Below are 17,455 nucleotides of genomic sequence, written 5' to 3'. Positions count from 1 at the left end.
AAAAGAATTATTTCATGACCGTAATTTTAATGATTATTGCTGCAGTAGTAGCTGCCTTAATAGCTCTTTTTCAATACGGTTACATAAGTAAGACTAAGAATACTAAGAAAAAACCGTGGTTTGCGTTATTGCGCTTTCTCACGGTTTTTTGTATTCTATTGCTATTTATTGCCCCTCGATTTGACTCAAAAACTTATGAGTCTTTATTACCACAACTTATCGTTATGGTAGACGATTCTAAATCTGTAGATTATTTAGATGCTAAAAGCACGATTAAAAATGATCTCGATCTATTACTAGAAAATGAAGATCTACAATCTAAATTTGATATTCAGGTTTTCCAATTTTCTGAAGATATAAAACCCATAGACTCCTTAGGATTTAATAAGGCTGATACCGATTTAGGTAAAGCTATTACACAACCACAAGAATTATTTAAAAATAGAAATAAAGCTATAGTGGTACTTACCGATGGTAACCAGACTACCGGTAACAGCTATGGATACTCTAAGTTAGATGCTAAGACTAGTTTATATCCTATTATTTACGGTGATACCACCCAATATGCCGATTTACAAATTACCAACATAAACGTTAATAGATATTCTTATCTAGATAACGAGTTCCCAGTAGAGGTTTTTATCTCTTATCAAGGAAATGAAAATGTGACACGCAATTTTACCATTACTCAAGGAAATAAGACCTTATATAAAGAGTCGTTTAACTTTGATGCTACGCACAGGTCTGCTATTGCTAGTTTTAATTTGACCAGTACTTCAGTAGGGACACAGTCTATGGTTGCTGCCATTGCAACACTATCTAGTGAAAAAAATACTAAGAATAATTACCGCAGCTTTGCCGTAGAGGTGATCGATCAACAAACTAATGTGTTGATATTAAGTGATATCATGCATCCAGATATCGGTAATTTAAAAAAGGCTATTGAGTCTAACCAGCAACGTAAAGTGACTATTAAAAACACATCTCAATCTTATGATCTTAATGATTATAATTTGGTTGTGATGTATGGTGTAGGTTCCGCTTTCGCGAAAGCGTACTCACAACAAGCTGCATTTAATAAAAATACTTGGGTAATTACTGGACCAGATCCAGATTTAGGTTATCTCAATGCTAATAATAAAGCATTTCAAATAGAAACAGATAACGAGTATGATGACGCACAACCTATACTCAATGATTCTTACGCAACATTTAATTTAGATCAACTCAATTTTGAAGATTATCCACCTGTGGCGGTACCATTCGGTGATATTAAATTTAATACTAATATAGATGTTCTTTTCTATAAGCAAATAGGTAGTATTGCGACTACACAACCTATATGGTTTACGTATGAAAATGGAGAAACTAAACATGCGGTGACTCTAGCAAGTGGGTTATGGAGGTGGAGAGCTCAAAGCTTTTTAAATAATAAAGACTTTAAAAACTTTGATGATCTTGTGAGCAGTCAGGTGCAATACCTTGCGAGTAATAAAAAACGCAATAGACTAGAGGTTACTTATGAGACATTTTACTATCAAAATAAAGCGATAGAAATTAATGCTCAATACCTAGATAAAAACTATGAGTTTGAAGATAATGGAATCTTAAATATAGTTTTAAAAAATAAGGAATCTAAGGAAAGTGTCACAAGACCATTTGTATTGAGTGGTAACTCGTACTCGGTAGATTTAAGTGGTTTAAATGCTGGTGATTACACATTTACGGTAAAAGTAGAAAATGATCAATTATCTAGGTCGGGCTCTTTCAGTATTCTAGAGTACGATATAGAAAAACAACAAGTAAATGCTAGCGATGCTGGTATGAAAAAATTAGTCGGTCCGTCTAACGTGATGTATCAAGGACAAGTTAATCAGTTAATTAATAAATTAAATAACGACCCTTTATTACAAATCATCGAGAGAGCAACGATTAAACAGAGCAGCCTCATAGACTGGCAGTACTTACTAGGTATTATCCTATTATTGCTCGGTTTAGAATGGTTTTTAAGAAAATATAACGGATTAGTTTAAAAAAATAGAATTATGGAAAAATTACCCAAGGCAGTAGTGTTTGCATTAGCAGGCGTTGTATTACTTATTATCGTCATTATTAAAAGTTCGGTAGTAATAGAATCTGGGCAGGCAGGAGTTTTGTTTCAAACTTTAAATAGTGGTATCGATAGAGAAAATACTTATGGAGAAGGTTTTCATATCATTGCCCCATGGAATGATATGATTATTTATCCAGTAAGACAACTTTCTGTTTCTGATCAAATGAAAGTTCTATCTGTAAATGGACTAGAAGTAACGGTAGATGCAACGGTATGGTATAAGCCAGAGTATTCAAAATTACCTTATTTACATCAAGAAAAGGGTCGTACTTACAAAGACGATATCTTAATACCAGGTATAAGTGCTGCTGCAAGAAGTGTGGTAGGACGTTATACACCAGAACAATTGTACTCTAGTAAGCGTGATGTGATACAAAACGAGATTCTAGAAGAAGTACAAAATAAACTAGCTTCTCAATACATAATAGTAAGTGAAGTTCTCGTAAAGGACGTTACTTTACCAGCTAAAATTAAGGCAGCTATTGAGCGTAAACTAGAACAAGAACAAGAAGCATTAGAATACGAGTTCAGACTTGCTAGAGCAACAAAAGAAGCTCAAAGACAAAAAATTGATGCCGAAGGTAAAGCGGTAGCTAACAAAATTTTAAGCGCATCTTTAACAGACAAAATTCTTACAGAAAAAGGAATTGAGGCTACTTTAAAATTAGCCGAATCTCCTAACTCCAAAGTAGTAGTTATAGGCGGTGGCGAAAGCGGTGGTTTACCAATTATTTTAGGGAATCAATAAGATTACTATTGTTAATTAAAAAAGGCTCCAATTCTAAATTAGAATTGGAGCTTTTTTAGTTTAGGGTGGTTAAAATAATTGTTTCTATTATTTCACTATTTTTTAGAGACTATCGTATAATTAGCTACTCTTCAAGTCTTTTTATTTACGGCAAAGCTGTGTAACCTGTTTTCCCTTCGACTGAATGTGAAATGTTTTGTAGAGCAGTTTAATTAAAAATTTAAAGGGATTTTATTATCGATGTTAGTCATTATTTCAAATAAATTCTCTCCTAGTATGTCTCTCTGTATGTTTTTAGATTGCAATTCATAATTGTAATAATTGTTGGTATGACCATTATAAGAAAAGTCTGTAGTTCTTGTATTTATTTGAATAAGAAATAGGGTAATACCAAAAACGAATACGGATATACAAGATCTGACTTTGATTTTGTGATAATGAGCTGGAATAAGGTTTATTGTTAAGTTCAATAGTATTACTCCGATTATTATTAATACCAAATCATAATTATTCCACCACCAGATATTACCAAATCCTCCTATGTAATTTGAACTAGGGAAAAATAAATTAACTCCACTCCAAACACTAGAAGGTGTCGGCATGTCTTCAAGAAGATGACACAGAAAGCCCAAAAAGAAAGCTAGATTCAAAAATCTATTTTTCTTAATCCTCTTTAGAATTTTATTTATTTTGAATTCTCTGCGGATTATAGTTTTGGTTATACTTATTAACAGTATAATTAGTATAGGAGTTATCAATGAATGCATAAAAGCATGATGAGAATACCAAAATTTTCCAAAATATATTTCTCTACCTGAATGACTTAACCCAAGAAATGATCCAATGGTAGAATCAAATTTTGACCACAGTGAAATCGCATCAATATCTGGCAAAGCACCGCCAAGAGCACCAATTAGTATTATTAATCCCTTATTTTTCCATGAACTATTTGAAACTGTAGCAGATAAAGTACCAACGGCAATTCCTGTAAACGTATGTGAGATTATATCCATTATAGTAATTGGTGAAAGCAACTAAAAATATAATATTACAAGGGTATTTAAGTGCTTTTATGTGTTTTTGGTTAAGTTGTAGTTGTGAAAATACGAAACAAATTGAGAGTTTACATATCTCAGAAGTAAGGTTTAATACTAGAATATTTTTTATGATAAACGACTACAATAGAACAAGCCTCTCATCAAACCCTTTTGGTTCACAGCAAAGCTGTGTAACCTGTTTTCCCTTCGGCTGAAGGGAAATTTTGTATTGAGATGTAATTGGGGTAGGTGGTTGTATTTATACTTTTACCAAGTAGGTAGTAAATCTTCGTCAGTAGATTTTTCCACTCGATTTGTTTTTGTGGTTTCTTCAAATTCTGTGATTGTGAATTCGATTAACTTTATTTCTTTATTGCTAATTATGAGATTGCTTAATTTTTCAGCCGGTATATTAGAGAATTTACAAGGTAAGATTGTTAATCGCTTTTCAATAAGATTTGAGTTATATGGTTTTGAAATTCTAAATATATCTTTGCCAACTATTTCTGGAATCGTGTAAGCTAAGTTCAAATCCATCAACTTTTCTATTAAATTCATTTTTCTGAATATCTTAGTTATGTTGAGATTATAAGATTTTAGAATATCAAATTCAGGTAATGTCTTTCTTATAAGTTTTTCTGTTTTTATTTTTTTAATAAAATTTGCTTTTGGATCTGAATCACCTGATCCATATTCAAAAAATCTTAGTTCTATCTTATCAATAAAAGTAGGTCCAGCACCAGCTAATGTTAGCGTAGGATGTGAATAGGAAAAACAAAAATATTCTAGAGTTTCTTCTAGAATTTCAAGCTTTAATCCTGAAATTTCTATAGCTTCAATATGATTTTGTGCCAGTTTGCGTACATCCATTTATTTGCTAATTATCGACTTTTACCCAAAAATACGAGTGTCTGCAATGCCGGCTATAATCCACTTATCATCTATGAAGTATAGGGTAAATTTATTTGTTCCTATGTGGGATAGAAATTCATTATAATAGAACTCATAGGTAGCGGTAACGGTCGCTATTTGAGAATCGCTGTCATAACTAAGCTCGATAAGTCGCTCTTCAAATGGAATGCTGTCTGGTATTGCGGCTAGATTTTTTAAGAAAAGAGAGGTTCCTGTAGTACTTATTTTACGTTCTTCTCCTTTTATGGTCATAGACGTGAGTTGTATATCTAGAAGCATCGATTCTTTCAATGCGCTAGTATCGCGGGCATGAAAATTCTTAAAAAAGCTTTTTACGGCATCTACAGCGGTAGGTGTTTTTATTTCTTCTTTAATTTCTACTTGTGTAGTGTCTTGTTGTACAGTTTGTTGAGAGTTAGCTTTCGCGAAAGCGAGAACGAAAACAATAATAAATAGATGTCTCATAATCTTACAATTTAATTGAGCTGTAATATTAGTACTTTTGCTACACTTAAAACAAGTTTTATGTCTACTGCAAAGAAGCAATATAAAAGAGTGACTGTAAAATCACTTACTGAAATGAAAGCAAACAACGAGAAAATCTCGATGTTAACGGCTTATGACTATACCATGGCAAAGATTATCGATAGTGCTGGTATAGATGTTATTCTGGTAGGTGATAGTGCGAGTAATGTAATGGCTGGACATGAGACTACGTTACCTATAACGCTGGACCAGATGATTTATCATGCGAGTAGTGTGGTGAGAGCTGTGGAGCGTGCACTGGTTGTGGTAGATTTACCATTCGGTAGTTATCAAAGTGACCCAAAAGAGGCTTTACGTAGTGCGATACGTATTATGAAAGAGAGTGGTGGCCATAGTGTGAAGTTAGAAGGTGGTAGCGAGGTAAAAGAATCTATTAAACGTATTCTACATGCTGGTATACCGGTTATGGGACATCTAGGTCTAACGCCACAATCTATTTATAAATTTGGTACGTATACGGTAAGAGCTAAAGAAGCTGAAGAGGCTGAAAAACTAGTACAAGATGCGCTAGCGTTAGAAAGATGGGGTTGTTTTGCTCTAGTACTAGAAAAAGTACCTGCTGCACTTGCACAAAAGGTTGCAGAGCAGCTTACTATTCCTGTAATAGGTATAGGGGCAGGCGCTGGTGTAGATGGACAGGTTCTTGTATCTCACGACATGTTCGGTATGACACATGAGTTTAACCCACGTTTTTTACGACGCTATTTAAATCTTTATGAAGAGATGGGTAATGCTGTTGCTAATTACGTTAAGGATGTTAAGGCTGTAGATTTTCCTAATGATGAGGAGCAGTATTAAGGAATTTAATTACTACGAACTTTAAATAGTTGATATATAAAAAGGCTGAAAACTATACGGTATAGTTTTCAGCCTTTTTAAGTTTGTACTTAATCAGATATTTTTCTATTTATTATTTATACAGAATGAATAGTCGAAAAATGTAAAGGGTTAATATTAATAAAAAGGGTCGATATGTTTCTTATTACGCTGACTGTACCAGACTATTAATAAGATGATAACAATGATTACAAATAGAACTAAAAGCATGATCATAAAAGTCTCTACTGTATTAGAAGATTTACTAGCTTTATTAATGAAACTATTTCCTACAGCCATGCTAGAAGGGATGTATATCTGGTAACCTAGGGTTTCATTTACTTTATTTACTTGTTTTGAATATTCCTTAAATTCAGATGGGTTGATATGGTCTTTTTTATATTTTAATAAATATGTTAAGTCTATTTCGTTTTTACGCTTATTATATTTTACATCCCATTTATAATCAAAAGCGGTACAATTAAATTCTTCTTGCTCGTTATTCACATCCCATCGAGAGCCTAATATCACTTTGATTTTATGTTGCTTAGTTGATGGGTAATATAAATCTAAAGGATCATTGCGCTCTTCCTTATTAGGAGTATATAAAATACCTTCTATGCTAGAAGGTGTAAAATGTGCCATGATGTAGCCATCTTTTTCTGGCATAGGTCTCCATAGACTATCGATCTTGTATTCTTCGGTTACTTCAAATTTATTGAGCTCTAAATCGTCTTTAAACTCTGGTTTTTTAGTAGACTCAATATTGTAATAATAGTTAGAATAATAGTTTTTATACTCTTTGGTTATCGTATTGATACTATTGTTTTTAAAGTATCCTCGCATAGCATCTGCCTCATAGTCATAGAAGACAGTTTTAACTTTTAAAGTAGCTCCTTTGCCAGTTTCTTCTAGTTCATAGACATCATAAACCTCTACAGTGTTCTTAGAATGACTCGTAATTTGATCTAAGTCTGTGTTTTCTGGTTTAATAACCAGTCCATACTGGTAATCTGGGAAATGTGTTTTATTATAAACACCACCTTGATTACTAATGGTAGGGTCATAGTATAAATCTGTTCCTGTAGAATCAATAACTTTTACTACACAGTGATCAAAGAAAATAGGTGATGGAAGAAACTCTGTGATAGATTGCTTTAAAAAACTACTAACTAACATAGGGTAGGCTTCTATTCCCATTTCATTGAGCATAGAAGACATGAGTAAACTTTTATCTTTACAGTCACCAAAGCGCTGCTCAATGACCTGATTAGGCATAAAAGGTTTATAGGCTCCTATACCGTCTTCAAGACCTAGATACCTGATATCATCTTGAACAAAATTTAAAGTAGCAGCTATTTTCTCTCCATCAGTAGAATTTTCTTGTTTGATGTTATTAATTGTTTTTGATAATTCTCTATTTGGTTTTTCTTTTAAGGTAAAAGTATCTATTCCCCATTTTACCACTTCTTTCCATGAATCATAATCACTAACAATTACTAGTTGGTAATCTATTTTCCAGTTAGGACTGTAATCTTCATAAGTAACTGTTTTTGTGTTCTCATTATTCCAGTGGTATTTTTTTAAACCATTAACAGTAGTTATTTGTGGCTCACTAGGGTTGTTGATACCTTTAATATGTAACTCATTTTCTGATAGTAATGTGATAGACATTTTACCTATAGGTTCATAACTATTGAGGTAATAAGAGTCAGAAAATTTGTTTTTATGAATAGGGTTAAAACCTTTAATAGTATAACTGTATTCCACTATATCATCTGACCTAACGTCAGATATATTCATAACGGCAGACATTGTACCGTCGTACATATAATTTTCTGCATCAGATTCACGGCGCATTAATTGAAAATTATCTGGCTTTAATTTATCGATAACTTCTCCATCTCTAAGGACATTTATAGAATGGAATTTTAAGGTTTGATACTTAGGGTCATAACTTACATTTATGGTAGATGCTTGTTGTACGCCTACATTTTCAAATATTTTAGTAGCATATTTTGTATAGGACTCCTGTTTAGGTATGTTTACTTGGTGATCGGAAAGTAAGGTTAAGGTTCCTTGATTTAAATCATCATAATTAACATCTGGAGTAGGGCTGTAAGTTACTTTTTCTAGCCAGTTGGGTGCGATTCCCGTTTCTACTTGAGCTATTGAGAATAAAGCTGTAAGTAAAAAGGCAATGGATAAGGTAATGGTTTTCACTAAGGTTGGATTTGGTTGGTAACAAATGTAAAATATAATTCTATACTATTTTAAGAGATATAAACCGCTTTTAAAATAGATATTAAGGTAAGAATCTATCATGTTCATTAATTATGAATTATAACCTTCATAATGTTTTAAAAACTTCGGCGAGTTCGTTATTTTTAAAAATTACAATTAAAGAAATACATGGGAACATTTATAATAGAAGGTGGACATCAATTAAAAGGTGATATACAACCACAAGGAGCTAAAAATGAAGCACTTCAAATACTTTGTGCCGTTTTACTAACAGACCAGCCAGTAGAGATTAATAATGTTCCGAACATTATCGACGTTAATAAACTGATTGCTTTATTGAATAACCTAGGTGTAAAAGTGACTAAAAATGGTCCGGAATCTTACACTTTTCAAGCAGATAATATAAATCTAGACTGGTTACAGTCCGAAGAGTATAAAATACAAGGTCGTGGACTACGTGGTTCTATCATGTTAGTAGGTCCATTATTAGCACGTTTTGGAAAAGGATATATTCCACGTCCAGGTGGTGATAAAATAGGACGTCGTCGTCTAGACACACACTTTGAAGGTTTCATTAAACTAGGAGCAAAATTCAGATACAACAAAGAAGAATATTTCTATGGTGTAGAGGCAGACGAGCTTCATGGAGCGTATATGCTACTAGATGAGGCATCAGTTACAGGTACAGCAAATATTGTTATGGCAGCGGTTCTTGCCAAAGGAAAAACAACTATTTACAACGCTGCATGTGAGCCTTATTTACAGCAACTATGTAACATGCTAGTGCGCATGGGTGCAAATATCTCTGGTATAGGTTCTAACATGCTGATAATAGAAGGTGTGGAAAAATTAGGTGGTACAACACACCGCATTCTACCTGATATGATTGAAATAGGTAGCTGGATAGGTCTTGCTGCGATGACTAAGTCAGAGGTTACCATTAAAAATGTAGCTTATGACGAGTTGGGTATCATTCCAGCAACTTTCAGAAAACTAGGAATTACTATAGAACGTCGTGGAGATGATATTTTCATTCCTGCACACAATGACGGTTATGAAATCCAGAATTACATCGATGGTTCTATTCTTACCATTTCTGACGCTCCATGGCCAGGTTTTACTCCAGATTTATTGAGTATCGTTCTAGTAGTGGCAACACAGGCTAGAGGTAGTGTATTAATACACCAGAAAATGTTTGAAAGCCGTTTATTCTTTGTGGATAAGCTTATCGATATGGGAGCAAAAATTATTCTTTGCGATCCACATAGAGCGAGTGTAATAGGTTATGATTTTGAATCTCAATTAAAGGCTACCACTATGACTAGCCCAGATATTAGAGCTGGTATTTCTTTACTTATCGCTGCTTTAAGTGCAAAAGGGACAAGTACCATCCATAACATTGAACAAATCGATCGTGGTTATCAAAACATAGATAGCAGACTGCGTGCAATAGGTGCCAAAATCAAGCGATTAGATTAAGTTTTAAAAACTATAAGATTTCTGTTTTAGGTTACGCTTTCGCGAAAGCGTAACCAGAATAGATAATTAATAATAAATTTCATTTGTTTAAATCTTGCTTAAAAACAACGAGTTATCACGACATTTTAACTTAAAATAACTTCTCTGTGATCATTTTAGGCAGGGAATTTGATAACTTGCAGGTATGAGAAAGGTTATTGCATTCATATTTATTTTATCTACAGGGTATTCTTTTGCACAAGAGATTCCTAACACAGCTCCACGTACTATAGAACCAGTTCCACAAACTACTACAGGTGGATCTATGTTGTTTCCAGAAAAGAAGGAGACTAAAACATATACCAGACCCAAAGAAAATAACGAGATCAAAATGCGTCAAGAGACCGATCTTGTAGATCCAGGTATTAAGTATCAAAAGCAAAAATTTAAAAAAGATGCTCCGGTAGGTGCAGGTTTTAGAAGTGATACTTTTCTAGGCGAAATAAGAACCGGTGAGAAATTACTTAGGCTTGTTTGTAGAGATCACCAATTTGAAGATGGAGATCTAGTGCGTATATGGCAAGATGATAAGATTCTTGTGGAAAAAATATACCTAAGAAATGTCTATCAAGGAGTTAGTATACCTCTTAAAGATGGATTCAATAAAATAGAAATTGAAGCCTTAAACCAAGGGTCTTCTGGTCCCAACACAGCAGAGTTTAAAGTGATGGATACTAAAGGTAAAGTAGTACAACAAAACATATGGAACCTTGCGTCTGGTGTAAAAGCTACTTTGATTATTTTGAAGAATGAGTAAGGCTTTAGTAGTAATTTTATTTTTTATTCCATTTTTATCTTTAGGAATGGAGTGCGGAATAAGTACTACACAGTTATTTCCTGAAAATCATAATATTGATGTAGATCAACTATTTATGCTACAAAATGGAATGGAAACAGAGAAGAGCCTATTTTCTATTAATAATTTTGATTACTCCTTGAGATCTGAACAAGGTGAAATAATCGACCTACTTATTTTTGATTCTACAAGAATAAATTTACATGCTCAAATACTATTAAAGCCTGACTGTCCATTAAAAATGGGAACTAAGTATTTTTTTTATTCTCAGTTTAAATATAATGATGAAAAATTTGCTGACTTACCTGATGAATGGTTTGAAAAAAAAAGATGGAAAGGTAAATTTTTTATTGTAGACTCTGCAAAGGATTATAGTGTACACAAAGATTTACACTTAGATTATAAAGTGATAGTAGGTGCAAAGGAATTAAAGCAATCATCTTCAGTAGGTTTTACACTTTTGGTAGGCTTGGAGCCTAATTATTTTCTCTTGAGTTATAAGGTCTGGTATGAGGTTACTATAAGAAATTCAAAAGGAGAAATGTATAGAACTTATTTGAAGCCCTATCAAGGCAATTTTGAAATAGGTTATTGGGAATGTGGTGGTAATATGCGATTTGATCCCAATTTGAGTTATGAAATAAAATCCACTGCAATGGCTATGAATGGATTAAAAAACACTGCTTCTGAATGGAGATCAATTACAAATCCATGGAAAGAAGTAGATCCTCTCGTTAGGAAAACTATAATAGGTCGGTAATTTCCACAACAGTTTTTTTATTAAGATTTTCTAAGGTAAATGCTCCTATGCGTACACGAGCAAGTCGCAATACAGGAAATCCTACTGCAGCGCACATCTTACGTACCTGTCTAAATTTTCCTTCTTTTAAAGTCACAGAAACCCAAGAAGTAGGACCGTGGCGATCGTCTCGTACACGTTGTAACGTTGCTGGTAAATCAGGGGTTTGTTCTACTATTTTTGCCTGACATTCTTTGGTTAAGTAAATAGAGCCATTTATACTTATCTCTAGTCCAGAGGTCATTTTTTCAATTGCCTCTTTTGTAATCACTCCATCTACTTGTGCATAGTATTCTTTCTCTACCTTACCATGTTTATTGATATGACTGCTCAACTTGCCGTCTGTAGTAATCATTAATAGGCCTTCACTAGTTTCATCTAGTCTGCCTACAGCCATGCTATCTGTCGGGAAATCAAATAGCTCTCCTAAAAACTTCTTGTTTTTTTGATGCCTGTCGTTAGTCATGAACTGACTAAGCATTTTATAAGGTTTGTAGATTAAAAAGTGTCGATGCTCCATGTGGCGAAGTTCTTAAAATATAGCCGATTTACTAAATAAATATTAATAAATTGAATCGTAATAATTACGTGATAATTATGCAATAAACTTGCAGTATGAAAAAATTACTATTTCTTTCGCTCGTTATACTACTTTCCTCTTGTAAAGAAGAGTCTACCCAAGTCGTAGCTTTATCATTATCTCCTGGCAACTGGAGACTAACCTTTGATTTAGGTAATGATAAAGAATTACCGGTACAATTAAAGGTAAATGAAGACCATACCTTAACGATGTTTAATTCAAATGAAGAAATTATCGTTACAGAGATCACCATAGAAGGAGACTCTATTTTTATAAAACCTCCAGTTTTTGAAGGATACTTTAAAGGTAAATTTCAATCTAATGAGTTGATAACAGGAGAACACGTTAAACCTAGTCTAGATAGAGTAGTACCATTTACAATGACTGCAGGAAAAGATTATCGTTTTGCGTCGATTGAAGATGCTACAACATCTTCGTTTTTATCTGGTAGCTATGAAACTGTTTTCAGTCCAGACAGTGAGTCAGATCGTTACATTGCAAAAGGTGTTTTTACTCAAGAAGGAAATAAAGTTACAGGTACTTTTGAAACTACAACCGGAGATTATAGATTTCTTGAAGGTGCTGTGGTAAATGATACTTTAAAGTTATCCACCTTTGACGGTGCTCATGCTTTTCTATTTGAAGCAGCTGTAAAAGACAGTGTTCTAGAAGGATATTTTTATAGTGGTAATCACTGGAAAGAACCATTTACCGCAGTTCTTAATAACGATTATAATCTACCAGATGCTACAACGCTTACTTATTTAAAAGAAGGGTATGATTCTGTAGATTTTAGTTTTAAAGATGTAAATGGAAAGCAAGTTAGCTTACAAGATGCAGAATTTAAAGATCAAGTAGTTGTTGTACAGTTATTAGGTAGCTGGTGTCCCAACTGTCTAGAAGAGACTAGATTTTTTCAAGAATATATCAACTCTCAAAACCCTAATGTAAAATTTATAGGTCTAGCATTTGAATATGCACCTACAGAAAAAGCTGCTATGCAATCTATAAAAAGACTGATTAAGGCAGAGAACGTTACGTATCCTATTTTATTAGCTCAATATGGTTCTACAGATAAGAAAACAGCAAATGAAAAGTTGCCAATGCTTAACCATGTATTATCATACCCTACCAGTATTTATATAGATAAATCTGGTAAAGTGAGACGTATACACACCGGTTATAATGGACTGGCAACTGGTCAGAAGCATGAACGATTTAAAGAAGAATTCTACGAGTTCTTAGGAGAACTGCAAGCAGAAACTCTAGAATAGATCTCTCATTATTTGTGGTGGTATTGCGAGTTCTTGCTCTTTCATAGTAACAGGTATTCTAATTAATTTAAGTAAAGAAAGTCCAGAGGTTAATAAAACCATTCTCAATTCTTCAATTTTAGAATTGGTTAATTGAATACTCAATACCGACTCTTTTCCTACCTTTATGTGGCTAGGCATTAAAGAGAGTAATTGTTTTCTCTTTGTGTTGCACAATTCGTCTAGCTTTAAGTCTAAGTAACTTGTACCTAGATTTTTTTGTAGCATAATCCACAGTTGTGTAAATGTAGTAGTAGATACCTTTTCTTCAAATATGGCATAATATTGTTGTACTAGGTTTTTCATAATTATAGGTTTTAGTTAGCCGTTTAATAAATCATTTCTTTTAAAATCGATACCCTTTCTTATCAAATAAGCATGGTATGCACTCGGTATATCATGCGTCCATTTAGGAAGTATGATAGTGATAAGTATTCTATCTATATGTGATATAAGTCCCATGACTATCGCTAGTGCAAAGGGAATTCCTGAATGATTAAAACCTATCAACGATGTAAAAGCAACGAGTAAAGTAATACCCCACAATTTTGATAGAAATGCATGCGTACAAGTCTCCTTTTTAAACTTAACCAGACTTATCACATAACATGCTACCTCCATGGCAAGAATTACATATATAGAAACGTAATTATTTGCAATAAGTTGTGGATAGAGTATCCACGTGGCAAATCCTATAGAAAGCCAAAATACCATATCTGTCTGACTATCCATTCTTCTCAAACTAGTACTGGAGACACCTTGTTTTCTAGCCACGATACCATCTAGAATGTCAGAAATTAACCCCAAATACATAAGTACGACTATAGTGATTTTTGAATCGTCACCTATAAAATAGGCAAGTCCTAAAATAATGGGAGCAAGTAATAAACGGAATAGAATGAGCACTTTAGGAATATTCATAATAGGTAGTTTTTTTATTATGTTCCAAATCTATTGTGTTTTTTAAAACAAGATTTGCGTTAAATAAGTATTTCGTACTTTTAATTTGTGAATAACGCAAGATGGGAAAACAAGACTTAATTATTAATCGCTTTCGCGAAAGCGTAACCGATCAAACATCTTTTATACAACAAGTAGCAAATGTCTTAGATATAAGTTATGATGCTGCCTATAGACGTATTCAAGGCAAGGCAAAATTAACAGCAGATGAAGCTATGGAACTGGCAAAAACAGGGCAGTTCTCACTGGATAATATTATGGTGCAAGATGTAAAATTAAGTGCACTAGGCGAGGCTACTACTCATGTAAATTCTATTAAGAGTATGGAAGAATATCTAGTAGAAACAGTCAAGAACCTCACGCAACTAGGTAAAGATGGAGTGCGATTTGAGTACAGTGCAAAGGATATTCCTGTATACCATCATTTTGATAATAGTGAACTGGCTAGGTTTAAAATTTATGTGTGGTTGCAACTTATGGATCCTACATTTATGGAAACTAAATATGAGAACTTTCACCTGACTATGGAAATGAAGTCGGCGATGAAGGAAATAGCACAACTCATTGAACGATTTGAGGTGTGTGAAATATGGAATGATACTACAGTAACTAGCAGTCTCAAGCAGATTGATTATTTTCTTACCGCAGGAATGTTACGACTAGAGGATGCTAGAATATTGTGTAAAGACATTAAAAACCTAATTGCTTTAAAGCAAAAAGAACTGCTTACAGATCGTTATGACATACACTATCATGAATTATTAATAATGACCAATAATTCTATTGCTTATAAGCATGACAAGCCTGTGGCTGGCTTTGTCACTATGACCATGTTGGGTTACATAAGATTTACGGCTAGTAATATGTTGCACCGCATTGAAGGATATTTTAAACACCAGTTGAAACAGGCTACTTCCTTATCACATTCTAATTCTAAAGAGCGTGCACGTTTTTTCAATAAAATAGAGCAAAAAATAAACGCTCTAGAAAAATCTCTAGAGCGCTATGAAGTTTTAGATTTTTAAAAAATGTTATTTGATAAAATCTAATAGCAGTTGATTAAGTTCTTCTTTATGAGTAACATAAAGTCCATGTGGAGCATCTTTGATAATTTCTAATTTTGAGTCTTTTACTATCTCGTGTCCTTGTTTAGAACTAGGTTCTATAGGGACTATGTTATCTGCATCACCATGTATAAATAGGGTAGGGACATCTATTTTTTCTAGTGCCTGACGAAGATCTGTTCTACCGAATGCGTTGATGCAATCCAGCGAGCCTTTAGGACTTGCACTAGCTGCTATCTGGAAATTATAGTCCAGCTGACCTTGAGAAATGCGATCTTTATTATCGTCATAGTTCACAAACCCATTACCAAAACCTTTTAAGAATCCTGTGCGATCTTTTCTCACATTATCTTCCATTCCTTTAAATACTTCGTCAGGAGCACCGCTAGGGTTGTCATCTGTTTTGAGTAGGTAAGGAGCGATAGAGCTTATAAAAATTAACTTGTCTATTTTACTAGTTCCATAAGTATCAACATATTGAGCCAGCTCACCACCTGCCATAGAAAAACCAGCAAGAATAACGTTATCTAGATCTAATTGTTCAATTAAGTCATGTAGGTCGCTAGCCATAGTGTTATAATCATAACCATTATATGGTCTAGAAGAACGACCGAAACCTCTACGGTCATAAGTGATTACACGATATCCAGCATCTACTAGTACAGGTACTTGATATTCCCATTGTGCTCCACTTAAAGGCCATCCATGTATTAAAATTATAGGTTGTCCGCTACCGTGATCTTCAAAATAGATACTTACGTTAGCATCTTGTTGTGCAGTTTCTTTTTCTAAATAAGACATTATTATAGTGTTTTTATTTCTTCTAAAATTAGAGATTAAATAGATACCATTCTAATAAGAAAGTGTGAAATAAGAAAGCTTTGTGAGTAAAGTAAACAGGAATTAATTAACCTTCTTTTTAACTCTCAGGAGTTTACAAACTATTAAAATCAATAAAGAAAGAAAAGAGATAAGTAAAGAGATGATAATAAGTAACCTAAAGTTATTTTCTTCTGGAAAAACTGTATTTATGTAATACCGTTTTGGAAGATCAGGCAAATAAATTGTTGAGTATACAAAATTTGATAAAGTAGAATAGACAAATAAAGAAAAACTAACTGTAAATATTAATAATAGTAATGAAAAAGCTTTAAATTTTTTCAAGCTTAAAATAAAAATTATCAAACTTGAAATAATTCCGAAAATAAGAATAAGAGTAAAGAAATCAATAGAAGAAAAAAGGTAATAGGTGTCATGAATATTGATATCCATTGTAGACTCTCTTAAATGTATAGTTTCTGATAAAACATACATATAAGTAATAATGCTAATCGCAAAAATTAGAATACTAGTATAAAACTCTGTCTTATGAAATCTAGAAATCAAGGTTTATAAATCTATAGATCCTTTTCCTTCACGTATGATTATTGGCTCATCTTCAGTAAGATCTACTATAGTAGAACCTATGTTACCACCATAACCGCCATCTATAACATAGTCCACTAGGTTATCCCATTTCTCTGCAATAAGACTGGGGTCTGTAGTGTATTCTACCACTTCATCTTCATCTTTAATAGAAGTAGAGATAATAGGATTGCCTAATAGTTTTACTAATTCTATAGCAATATTATTATCCGGCACACGTATTCCTACCGTTTTCTTTTTCTTAAAAAAAGTCGGTAAATTGTTATTACCTGGTAAAATAAAGGTATAAGGACCTGGCAGGTTGCGCTTTAATATTTTAAAAGTATGAGAGTCTATCTGGCTTACATAATCACTTAGATTACTTAAGTCTTCACAGATAAAAGAAAAGTTAGCCTTTTCTAGTTTCACACCTTTAATTCTAGCAATTTTTTCTAAGGCAGGTTTATTAGTAATATCACACCCTAGACCATAGACAGTATCTGTAGGATATATAACTAGAGCACCAGCGCGCATTGCTTTAACTATACGTTCTAGTTCTTTTTGATTAGGATTATCCTCGTAAATTTTAATTAACTGTGCCATAA

At 33.3% G+C, this 17,455-nt stretch carries 17 protein-coding genes; 8 read left to right on the top strand and 9 right to left on the bottom strand.

Annotated features, from left to right (window positions below; genetic code table 11):
* Nucleotides 1-14: 14 nt before the first annotated feature.
* Both ACJJVN_RS09075 and ACJJVN_RS09070 read left to right on the top strand, forming a co-directional pair.
* Nucleotides 15-2,033 carry a hypothetical protein gene (locus ACJJVN_RS09075; RefSeq protein WP_405377889.1) on the top strand — a complete coding sequence of 673 codons (2,019 nt, stop codon included), beginning with the start codon at nucleotides 15-17 and terminating at the stop codon, nucleotides 2,031-2,033.
* 12 nt (nucleotides 2,034-2,045) lie between these two features.
* Nucleotides 2,046-2,861: a prohibitin family protein gene (locus ACJJVN_RS09070; RefSeq protein WP_405377888.1), complete on the top strand. Its 816-nt coding sequence runs from the start codon at nucleotides 2,046-2,048 to the stop codon at nucleotides 2,859-2,861.
* 212 nt (nucleotides 2,862-3,073) lie between these two features.
* Here the strand turns inward: ACJJVN_RS09070 and ACJJVN_RS09065 are convergent, their stop codons facing one another.
* From ACJJVN_RS09065 to ACJJVN_RS09055, 3 genes are all read right to left on the bottom strand, one after another.
* Nucleotides 3,074-3,874 carry a metal-dependent hydrolase gene (locus tag ACJJVN_RS09065; RefSeq protein ID WP_405377887.1) on the bottom strand — a complete coding sequence of 267 codons (801 nt, stop codon included), beginning with the start codon at nucleotides 3,872-3,874 and terminating at the stop codon, nucleotides 3,074-3,076.
* 291 nt (nucleotides 3,875-4,165) lie between these two features.
* On the bottom strand, nucleotides 4,166-4,768 hold the full coding sequence (locus ACJJVN_RS09060; protein WP_405377886.1) for a hypothetical protein: 603 nt from the start codon (nucleotides 4,766-4,768) through the stop codon (nucleotides 4,166-4,168).
* A 21-nt stretch (nucleotides 4,769-4,789) separates the two neighbouring features.
* Nucleotides 4,790-5,275, bottom strand: a complete 486-nt coding sequence (locus tag ACJJVN_RS09055; protein ID WP_405377885.1) for a hypothetical protein — start codon at nucleotides 5,273-5,275, stop codon at nucleotides 4,790-4,792.
* 60 nt (nucleotides 5,276-5,335) lie between these two features.
* Here ACJJVN_RS09055 and panB point away from each other — a divergent pair, with 60 nt between their 5' ends.
* A complete protein-coding gene (gene panB, locus ACJJVN_RS09050; protein ID WP_104514916.1) occupies nucleotides 5,336-6,154 on the top strand; it encodes a 3-methyl-2-oxobutanoate hydroxymethyltransferase in 819 nt (272 codons plus the stop codon).
* Between the two features lie 156 nt (nucleotides 6,155-6,310).
* On the opposite strand, the gene ACJJVN_RS09045 is transcribed toward panB, so the two are convergent.
* A complete protein-coding gene (locus tag ACJJVN_RS09045) occupies nucleotides 6,311-8,395 on the bottom strand; it encodes a DUF3857 domain-containing transglutaminase family protein (protein ID WP_405377884.1) in 2,085 nt (694 codons plus the stop codon).
* A gap of 189 nt (nucleotides 8,396-8,584) precedes the next feature.
* On the opposite strand from ACJJVN_RS09045, the gene murA reads away from it, so the two are divergent.
* The 3 genes from murA to ACJJVN_RS09030 all read left to right on the top strand — a co-directional run bounded on the left by murA (nucleotide 8,585) and on the right by ACJJVN_RS09030 (nucleotide 11,490).
* Nucleotides 8,585-9,895: a UDP-N-acetylglucosamine 1-carboxyvinyltransferase gene (gene murA, locus ACJJVN_RS09040; protein ID WP_104514910.1), complete on the top strand. Its 1,311-nt coding sequence runs from the start codon at nucleotides 8,585-8,587 to the stop codon at nucleotides 9,893-9,895.
* A gap of 184 nt (nucleotides 9,896-10,079) precedes the next feature.
* Nucleotides 10,080-10,691: a hypothetical protein gene (locus ACJJVN_RS09035; protein ID WP_104514909.1), complete on the top strand. Its 612-nt coding sequence runs from the start codon at nucleotides 10,080-10,082 to the stop codon at nucleotides 10,689-10,691.
* Complete coding sequence (locus ACJJVN_RS09030) at nucleotides 10,684-11,490, top strand: hypothetical protein (RefSeq protein WP_405377883.1); 807 nt, start codon at nucleotides 10,684-10,686, stop codon at nucleotides 11,488-11,490. Before ACJJVN_RS09035 ends, ACJJVN_RS09030 begins: the two co-directional genes overlap by 8 nt.
* Here ACJJVN_RS09030 and ACJJVN_RS09025 read toward each other — a convergent pair.
* Complete coding sequence (locus ACJJVN_RS09025; protein ID WP_405377882.1) at nucleotides 11,474-12,049, bottom strand: pseudouridine synthase; 576 nt, start codon at nucleotides 12,047-12,049, stop codon at nucleotides 11,474-11,476. The two genes, ACJJVN_RS09030 and ACJJVN_RS09025, sit on opposite strands and share 17 nt — an antisense overlap.
* 95 nt (nucleotides 12,050-12,144) lie before the next feature.
* On the opposite strand from ACJJVN_RS09025, the gene ACJJVN_RS09020 reads away from it, so the two are divergent.
* Entirely contained in the window at nucleotides 12,145-13,383 is a 1,239-nt protein-coding gene (locus ACJJVN_RS09020) for a TlpA disulfide reductase family protein (RefSeq protein WP_405377881.1), read from the top strand.
* On the opposite strand, the gene ACJJVN_RS09015 is transcribed toward ACJJVN_RS09020, so the two are convergent.
* The gene (locus tag ACJJVN_RS09015) at nucleotides 13,375-13,728 is read right to left on the bottom strand and encodes a hypothetical protein (RefSeq protein WP_104514905.1); all 354 of its coding nucleotides are present in this window, start codon (nucleotides 13,726-13,728) and stop codon (nucleotides 13,375-13,377) included. The genes ACJJVN_RS09020 and ACJJVN_RS09015 overlap by 9 nt on opposite strands.
* Before the next feature lie 15 nt (nucleotides 13,729-13,743).
* Complete coding sequence (locus tag ACJJVN_RS09010) at nucleotides 13,744-14,343, bottom strand: CDP-alcohol phosphatidyltransferase family protein (protein ID WP_405377880.1); 600 nt, start codon at nucleotides 14,341-14,343, stop codon at nucleotides 13,744-13,746.
* A 101-nt stretch (nucleotides 14,344-14,444) separates the two neighbouring features.
* On the opposite strand from ACJJVN_RS09010, the gene ACJJVN_RS09005 reads away from it, so the two are divergent.
* Nucleotides 14,445-15,407 carry a hypothetical protein gene (locus tag ACJJVN_RS09005; protein WP_405377879.1) on the top strand — a complete coding sequence of 321 codons (963 nt, stop codon included), beginning with the start codon at nucleotides 14,445-14,447 and terminating at the stop codon, nucleotides 15,405-15,407.
* Nucleotides 15,408-15,413: 6 nt separating this feature from the next.
* On the opposite strand, the gene ACJJVN_RS09000 is transcribed toward ACJJVN_RS09005, so the two are convergent.
* Together ACJJVN_RS09000 and ACJJVN_RS08995 are read right to left on the bottom strand one after the other, a co-directional pair.
* The gene (locus ACJJVN_RS09000) at nucleotides 15,414-16,247 is read right to left on the bottom strand and encodes an alpha/beta fold hydrolase (RefSeq protein ID WP_405377878.1); all 834 of its coding nucleotides are present in this window, start codon (nucleotides 16,245-16,247) and stop codon (nucleotides 15,414-15,416) included.
* 588 nt (nucleotides 16,248-16,835) lie between these two features.
* On the bottom strand, nucleotides 16,836-17,453 hold the full coding sequence (locus tag ACJJVN_RS08995) for an L-threonylcarbamoyladenylate synthase (protein ID WP_405377877.1): 618 nt from the start codon (nucleotides 17,451-17,453) through the stop codon (nucleotides 16,836-16,838).
* Between the last annotated feature and the right edge of the window lie 2 nt (nucleotides 17,454-17,455).

The organism is Nonlabens sp. Asnod3-A02 (assembly GCF_045063755.1).
Classification (GTDB): Bacteria; Bacteroidota; Bacteroidia; order Flavobacteriales; family Flavobacteriaceae; genus Nonlabens; species Nonlabens xylanidelens.
Note: the sequence above shows the minus strand (reverse complement) of the source record. Positions and strands in the feature narration are given on the sequence as shown.

Coding starts and splice junctions, on each gene's coding strand:
- ACJJVN_RS09075 (WP_405377889.1), top strand. CDS start 15: ATGACCGTAATTTTAATGATTATTGCTGCAGTAGTAGCTGCCTTAATA.
- ACJJVN_RS09070 (WP_405377888.1), top strand. CDS start 2,046: ATGGAAAAATTACCCAAGGCAGTAGTGTTTGCATTAGCAGGCGTTGTA.
- ACJJVN_RS09065 (WP_405377887.1), bottom strand. CDS start 3,874: ATGGATATAATCTCACATACGTTTACAGGAATTGCCGTTGGTACTTTA.
- ACJJVN_RS09060 (WP_405377886.1), bottom strand. CDS start 4,768: ATGGATGTACGCAAACTGGCACAAAATCATATTGAAGCTATAGAAATT.
- ACJJVN_RS09055 (WP_405377885.1), bottom strand. CDS start 5,275: ATGAGACATCTATTTATTATTGTTTTCGTTCTCGCTTTCGCGAAAGCT.
- panB (WP_104514916.1), top strand. CDS start 5,336: ATGTCTACTGCAAAGAAGCAATATAAAAGAGTGACTGTAAAATCACTT.
- murA (WP_104514910.1), top strand. CDS start 8,585: ATGGGAACATTTATAATAGAAGGTGGACATCAATTAAAAGGTGATATA.
- ACJJVN_RS09035 (WP_104514909.1), top strand. CDS start 10,080: ATGAGAAAGGTTATTGCATTCATATTTATTTTATCTACAGGGTATTCT.
- ACJJVN_RS09030 (WP_405377883.1), top strand. CDS start 10,684: ATGAGTAAGGCTTTAGTAGTAATTTTATTTTTTATTCCATTTTTATCT.
- ACJJVN_RS09025 (WP_405377882.1), bottom strand. CDS start 12,049: ATGGAGCATCGACACTTTTTAATCTACAAACCTTATAAAATGCTTAGT.
- ACJJVN_RS09020 (WP_405377881.1), top strand. CDS start 12,145: ATGAAAAAATTACTATTTCTTTCGCTCGTTATACTACTTTCCTCTTGT.
- ACJJVN_RS09015 (WP_104514905.1), bottom strand. CDS start 13,728: ATGAAAAACCTAGTACAACAATATTATGCCATATTTGAAGAAAAGGTA.
- ACJJVN_RS09010 (WP_405377880.1), bottom strand. CDS start 14,343: ATGAATATTCCTAAAGTGCTCATTCTATTCCGTTTATTACTTGCTCCC.
- ACJJVN_RS09005 (WP_405377879.1), top strand. CDS start 14,445: ATGGGAAAACAAGACTTAATTATTAATCGCTTTCGCGAAAGCGTAACC.
- ACJJVN_RS09000 (WP_405377878.1), bottom strand. CDS start 16,247: ATGTCTTATTTAGAAAAAGAAACTGCACAACAAGATGCTAACGTAAGT.
- ACJJVN_RS08995 (WP_405377877.1), bottom strand. CDS start 17,453: ATGGCACAGTTAATTAAAATTTACGAGGATAATCCTAATCAAAAAGAA.